Origin of the sequence: Kocuria sp. ICS0012, assembly GCF_001665945.1 — a bacterium.
GTDB classification, from domain to species: Bacteria; Actinomycetota; Actinomycetes; order Actinomycetales; family Micrococcaceae; genus Kocuria; species Kocuria marina.
Map to the genome: position 1 here is coordinate 36,395 of NZ_LZMM01000013.1, position 6,906 is coordinate 43,300.

General features: G+C 68.7%; 3 protein-coding genes. 1 reads left to right on the forward strand and 2 read right to left on the reverse strand.

What is annotated here, in order from left to right:
* Positions 1 to 4: 4 nt before the first annotated feature.
* Entirely contained in the window at positions 5 to 964 is a 960-nt protein-coding gene (locus A5728_RS01365) for a metal ABC transporter solute-binding protein, Zn/Mn family (protein ID WP_064845352.1), read from the reverse strand.
* 115 nt (positions 965 to 1,079) lie between these two features.
* Positions 1,080 to 2,537: a GuaB1 family IMP dehydrogenase-related protein gene (locus A5728_RS01370; protein ID WP_064845353.1), complete on the reverse strand. Its 1,458-nt coding sequence runs from the start codon at positions 2,535 to 2,537 to the stop codon at positions 1,080 to 1,082.
* Positions 2,538 to 2,829: 292 nt separating this feature from the next.
* On the opposite strand from A5728_RS01370, the gene A5728_RS01375 reads away from it, so the two are divergent.
* Positions 2,830 to 6,723, forward strand: a complete 3,894-nt coding sequence (locus tag A5728_RS01375) for a multifunctional oxoglutarate decarboxylase/oxoglutarate dehydrogenase thiamine pyrophosphate-binding subunit/dihydrolipoyllysine-residue succinyltransferase subunit (protein ID WP_369795596.1) — start codon at positions 2,830 to 2,832, stop codon at positions 6,721 to 6,723.
* The last annotated feature ends 183 nt before the right edge of the window (positions 6,724 to 6,906 follow it).

Sequence of the window (6,906 nt, forward strand, 5' to 3'; positions counted from 1 at the left end):
GTCCCTACTTCTGGAGCGCGTGGGCCACGCGGTCCGCGTTCTGCGTCATCCACTGCTGGTAGTTCAGCCCGTCCGGGATGGTCTCGGTGAACTCCACCACGGGCTTGCCGGCGTCCCCGGCGGCCGAGCGCAACCGGTCGGTCTGCCCCGTGGAGGTCTGCTTGTTGAGGGCGAGCAGTTTCACGTCGCTGCCCTTGACGAGCCCGAGGGTGTCGTTGAGCACCGCGGGTGCGGCGTCGGAGCCGGCGTCGATGGCCTCGGTGAACGCCTGCGGGGTCTCGTCGTGCAGGCCGGCGTCTTGCAGGAGGTACCCGGGCAGAGGCTCGGTCGCGATGTATCCGCCCGAGGCCTTGATCCCCTCGACCTTCTGTTCGACCGTGCCGAGCTCGTTCTTCACGCGCGCGGCGTTGTCCCGGTAGTACTGGGCGTTCTGCTGGTCCATCTGGCCGAGCTGCTCGGCCATGCGGTCCACGACCATCTGCATGCTCTCGACGTCGTACCACACGTGCTCGTTGAAGTCGCCGTGGTGGTGGTGTCCGGAGCCGTGGTCGTGGTCGTCGTGCGCGTCCTCTTCTCGCTGCAGACCGGAGGCCTCCACGGCGTCCACCACGTGCTGGCCGTCGGAGGCCAAATCGGTCATGAACTGGTCGTACCCACCCCCGTTGCACACCACGACGTCCGCCTTCTCCACCTTCAGCCGGTCCTGGGGGGTGGCCTCGTAGGAGTGGGGGTCCTGGGCGCTCGAGTCGATCACGGGGGTCGCGGAGACCTTGTCGCCACCCACCTGGGACGCGAGGTCCGAGTAGACGTTCGTGGAGGTGACCACGGCGATCTTCCCCGCACCGGGCGAACCTTGCGCGTCCGACGCGGTCCCGCTCGAACATCCGGCGAGCGCGAGACCCACCACCACGCCCGCGCCCAACACGCTCGTCCTACCCTTGCGCACGCTGCGCCCTGCGGTCATCGTCCATCTCCCTCATCCGACCCCCGGCTCCCGCCAATGAGAATCAATGTCATGTAGCCGTGCGTGAGCATATCATGAACCATTCTCAATAAGGGGCGTGGTGAGAACGGGCCGCTCAGGCCCAGGACTCCGAGCGGGGGCGGCCCTCGTCGTACCCGGACTGGGACTGGATGCCCACCACGGCGCGCGCCGCGAACTGCTCGAGCGTGGCCGCACCGGCGTACGTCATGGAGCTGCGAACCCCGGAGGTGATGTGGTCCAGTAGGTCCTCCACGCCGGGGCGCTGGGGGTCCAAGTACATGGTGGAGTTGGAGATGCCCTCCTCGAACAGGGCCTTGCGGGCCCGCGCGAAGCGGTCCTCCCCGGCAGTGCGGTGGCGCACGGCGCGCGCCGAGGCCATCCCGAAGGACTCCTTGTAGGCGCGCCCGTTGGCGTCAAGGTTGATCTCACCGGGGCTCTCGTGCGTGCCCGCGAACCAGGACCCGACCATCACCTGGCTCGCGCCGGCCGCGAGCGCGAGGGCGACGTCGCGCGGGTGCTTGACCCCGCCGTCGGCCCACACGTGCTTGCCGAGATCGGCCGCGGCCTCCGCGCACTCGACCACGGCGGAGAACTGGGGGCGACCCACGGCGGTCATCATGCGCGTGGTGCACATGGCCCCGGGGCCCACGCCCACCTTGATGATGTCCGCACCCGCGCCCGCGAGGTCTCGCACGCCGTCCGCGGTGACCACGTTGCCGGCCACGATCGGCACCCGGGGGTCCAGGGCCCGCACGGCGGACACGGCCTCCAACGCTTTGATCTGGTGACCGTGGGCGGTGTCCACCACGAGGACGTCCACCCCGGCCTCGAGCAGTTGCTCGGCCTTGCCGGAGACGTCCCCGTTGATTCCGACCGCGGCACCCACGCGCAACCGGCCGTCGTCGTCCAGGGCGGGTGCGTAGATCGTGGAACGCACCAGACCCTGGTGAGTCAGGATGCCCACGACCTCGCGTCCGCGCAGCACCGGGGCCACGTTGACGCGCGCGGCGGACATCGTCTCGTAGGCGGCGCGCAACACGTCCGGGTCGGAGTCCACGGGGAAGTCGCTGTCCTGGAACTCGGGGCCCTCCGAATGGGCCAGGTCCCCCAATTGGGTGAAGCGGTCCACGTCCCGGCAGTCGGAGTCCAGGACCATGCCGGCGTAGTGCTCGTCCGCGTCCACGACGATGACCACGCCGTGGGGGCGTTTGTGCATGATCCCCAGGGCGTCGTGCACGGTGTTGCTGCGGTGCATCACCACGGGGGTCTCGTAGCGCGGCGAGCGCTGCTTGACCCACGAGGTCACCTCCGCGATCACGTCCAGCGGGATGTCCTGGGGCAGGATGCCCAGACCGCCACGCCGGGCCATGGTCTCGACCATGCGCCGCCCGGTCACCGCGGTCATGTTCGCGGCCACGAGCGGGATGGTGGAACCGGTGCCGTCCGCGGGGGCCAGATCGACGTCGAACCGGGAGGTCACCCGGGACATCGAGGGCACCAGGAAGACGTCATTGTAGGTCAGGTCCGTGGTGGGTGTCGTCAGGAATCGCACAAGAGGAGAGTCTACGTGCTCGCCGCGGGCCGGCGGGCGGGCCGCACCCGCGGGCCGGCGGGTAGGTGGCAACCGTCCAAATGCCTCACTAGACTGAAAAACCGGTACGGCTTTGCGTGCGCGAAGCCAGTTCGCAAGTCCCGCGGCCGGTAAGCTCCGTGGGAGCCACACGAGGGCCGCAAGGACCAGCTCGCCGCCCGGGACACCCAGCACAGATGGAAGAGGCGTATCACTAGTGCCAGACCAGCCGCGTCACCTTATCCCTGAAGAATTTGCCGGCAACGAATGGCTCGTGGACGAGCTGTTCGACAAGTACCAGGCGGACAAGAACTCGGTGGACAAGAAGTGGTGGCCCATCTTCGAACAGATGGCCGGCGACGACCAGTCCGATACCCAGACGTCCGACACCAAGACCTCAGCAGCCGCCCCGTCCCAGGGGGCGGCTGCGCGGACGTCCGGGGGTGATCGTCCCGCTGGACGGCGCGACGACGCCGCCGCCAAGACGTCCGCGGACAAGGCCTCCTCCGGGACGTTCGGCGAGAACAAGCCCGCCTCCGGGACGGCGTCAACCTCGTCCAAGACCGAGCAGAACACCTCCGGTGCCGACGCGGAGGCGCCCAGGAAGGCGCAGCGGGCCAAGTCCCCGGCGCCGTCGACCACCGGTTCCAAGGCGAAGGGACGACCCGAAGGCGTGGACACCGAGACCGAGACCAACGAGGGCTCCGGAACCAAGCGCCCCATCCGGGCGCAGCCGGAGGACCGTGCGAAGGACAAGGGCCAGGACAAACCCGCCGAGGACACCGTGGTCAAGCTGCGCGGTCCCGCCAAGGCCGTGGCCGCCAACATGGACGCCTCCCTGACCGTGCCCACCGCCACCACGGTGCGCGCCGTGCCCGCCAAGCTGCTGATCGACAACCGCCTGGTGATCAACTCGCACCTGGCCCGTAACCGCGGTGGCAAGGTGTCCTTCACCCACCTCGTGGGCTACGCCGTGATCCGCGCGCTCGCCAATTTCCCGTCCCAGAACGTGATCTACGACGAGGTGGACGGCAAGCCCGCCGCGGTGCATCCCGCGCACGTGAACTTCGGGATCGCGATCGACATCCCCAACAAGGACGGTTCCCGCAACCTGGTGGTGCCCAACATCAAGGGTGCGGAAGAGATGTCCTTCCAACAGTTCTGGACCTCGTACGAGGACATCGTCAAGCGCGGGCGCAATGGCGCGCTGACCATGGAGGACTACGCGGGCACCACGGTGTCCCTGACGAACCCCGGTGGCATCGGCACCGTGCACTCGGTGCCGCGACTGTCCAAGGGCCAGGCGTGCATCATCGGCGTGGGTGCGCTGGACTACCCCGCCGAGTACAAGGGTGCCTCCCCCCGCACGATCGCACGCAACGCGGTCTCCAAGGTCATCACCCTGACGTCCACGTACGACCACCGCGTGATCCAGGGCGCCGGTTCGGGTGAGTTCCTCAAGCTCGTGGAGCACTACCTGCTGGGCGGCGAGGACTTCTACGACCACATCTTCGAGGCCCTGCGCATCCCCTACGAGCCCGTCCGCTGGGCCGTGGACCACCAGGTCAACCCCGAGATCCAGATCAACAAGGTCGCCCGGATCCAGCAGCTGATCCACTCCTACCGCGTGCGCGGTCACCTCATGGCGGACACCAACCCGCTCGAGTACGTGATGCGCAAGCACCCGGACCTGGACATCCGCACCTACGGGCTCACCCTGTGGGACCTGGAGCGCGAGTGGCCCACCGGCGGTTTCGGCGGCCAGAGCCTGCTCACGCTGCGCGTGATCCTGGGTCGGCTGCGGGATGCCTACTGCCGCACCGTGGGCGTGGAGTACATGCACATCCAGGAGCCCGAGCAGCGCGAATGGTTCCAGTCCAAGCTCGAGCGTGACTACCAGAAGCCCGCGCGCGAGGAGCAGTTCCACATCCTCGAGCGGCTCAACGCCGCCGAGGCTTTCGAGACCTTCCTGCAGACCAAGTACGTGGGTCAGAAGCGCTTCTCGCTGGAGGGCGGCGAGTCGCTGATCCCGCTGCTGGACGCGATCATCTCCGAGGCCGCGGATGCTTCCCTCGCGGGTGTGGGCATCGCGATGGCCCATCGCGGCCGCCTCAACGTGCTGACCAACATCGCCGGGAAGTCCTACGCCCAGGTGTTCCGCGAGTTCGAGGGCAGCCAGGACCCGCGCGCCGCCGAGGGCTCGGGTGACGTGAAGTACCACCTGGGCACCGAGGGCGTGTTCACCTCCGACAACGGCAACGAGACCCAGGTGTACCTGGCCGCGAACCCCTCCCACCTGGAGGCCGCGGACCCGGTGATCGAGGGCATCGCCCGCGCCAAGACGGACGTGCTGGGCGCCGGGCCGGAGGGTAACGGTGAGTACCCCGTGCTGCCCATCCAGGTCCACGGTGACGCCGCGATGGCCGGACAGGGCATCGTCTACGAGGTCATGCAGATGTCCGGGCTCGAGGCCTACAACGTGGGTGGCACCATCCACGTGGTGGTCAACAACCAGGTGGGCTTCACCACCGCGCCCTCTGCGGGCCGCACGTCCACGTACTCCACGGACGTCGCGCGTACCGTGCAGGCCCCGATCTTCCACGTCAACGCGGACGATCCCGAGGCCGTGGCCCGTGTGGCGCAGCTCGCGTTCGAGTACCGTCAGCGGTTCCAGCGCGACGTCGTGATCGACCTGGTGTGCTACCGCCGCCGCGGGCACAACGAGGGCGACGACCCCTCGATGACCCAGCCGCTGATGTACTCCCTGATCGACGGCAAGCGCTCCACGCGCAAGGTCTACACCGAGAACCTCGTGGGCCGCGGGGACATCACGCAGGAAGAAGCGGACCGCGCTCTGAAGGACTACCAGGAGCGTCTGGAGCGGGTCTTCGCCGAGACCCATGAGGCCCAGACCTCCACGGTCCCGCTCGTGACCGGGGATGCCGCCGCGATCGCCAACATCGAGCGGCCGTCCGCGCAGCAGGCCGATTCCGGGGTGTCCGTGCCCAAGACAACTGCCATCTCCGAGGAAGCGGCTCACCGCATCGGTGACGCCTACGTGGACCTGCCCGAGGGCTTCACGATGCACCGCAAGCTGCACAAGCTTGCGGAGAAGCGCCGCGAGATGACGCGCGAGGGCGGGATCGACTGGGGCATGGGCGAGCTCATGGCCTTCGGTTCGCTGCTCATGGACGGTGTCCCGGTGCGGATGTCCGGTCAGGACGTGCGCCGCGGTACGTTCACGCAGCGCCACGCGGTGTTCTTCGACGCCGAGAACGGTGCCGAATGGACCCCGCTGAACCACCTCTCCGCGGACCAGGCACGGTTCTCGATCTACAACTCCTTGCTCTCCGAGTACGGCGTGCTGGGCTTCGAGTACGGCTACTCCGTGGAACGCCCCGAGGCGCTCACGGTGTGGGAGGCGCAGTTCGGTGACTTCACCAACGGTGCGCAGACCATCGTGGACGAGTTCATCTCCTCCGCGGAACAGAAGTGGGGTCAGCGCTCCAACCTGGTGATGCTGTTGCCGCACGGCTTCGAGGGCCAGGGACCCGACCACTCTTCCGCGCGCATCGAGCGCTTCCTGGTGCTGTGCGCGGAGAAGAACATGATCGTGGCCCAGCCCTCCACCCCGGCCAACCACTTCCACTTGCTGCGCCGCCAGGCGTACTCGCGCCCGCGCCGGCCGCTGATCGTGGCCACGCCCAAGCAGCTGCTGCGCCTGAAGGCCGCGGCGTCCCCGGTGGAGGAGTTCACGCAAGGCGGCTTCCAGACGGTCATCCCGGACACCGCCGGGCTCGACGACGCCAAGGTCACCGACGTCATCCTGGTCTCCGGTCGGTTGTACTACGACCTCGTGACCCAGCGGAAGAAGTCGGACGACCACTCCACCGCGATCGTGCGCGTGGAGCAGCTCTACCCGCTGCCCGTGGACGAGATCAAGGAACAGCTGGCGCGCTACCCGGAGGCCCGGATCCTGTGGGCTCAGGACGAACCCGCCAACCAGGGTGCGTGGCCGTTCATGGCCGTGAACCTCGTGCCGCAGCTGGACCGCCCGGTCACGCTCGCGTCCCGGCCCGCCTCGGCCTCCCCCGCCAACGGCTCGGCCAAGCGCCACACGGCGGAGCTGGAGACCCTGGTGCAGCAGGCGTTCGCCCGCGGCGAGTGAGTGCCGCCCGGCGCACGGTCCCGCGAGCTGCGCGGCGTCGTACGCCCCCGCCCGATCACCGGGCATGATCCGCCCGGGGGGCCGGCGCGCCCCCGCCCCCCCGGGTCCCGCTAGCGAAGGATGTATGAAGAGTGGCCCAACGCAGGATCCGCATTGTGGGGGGGGGGGGCGCGTGGGCGACCC

Excerpts from the sequence above, each read along its gene's own strand:
- A5728_RS01365 (WP_064845352.1), bottom strand. The coding sequence starts at position 964 with ATGACCGCAGGGCGCAGCGTGCGCAAGGGTAGGACGAGCGTGTTGGGC.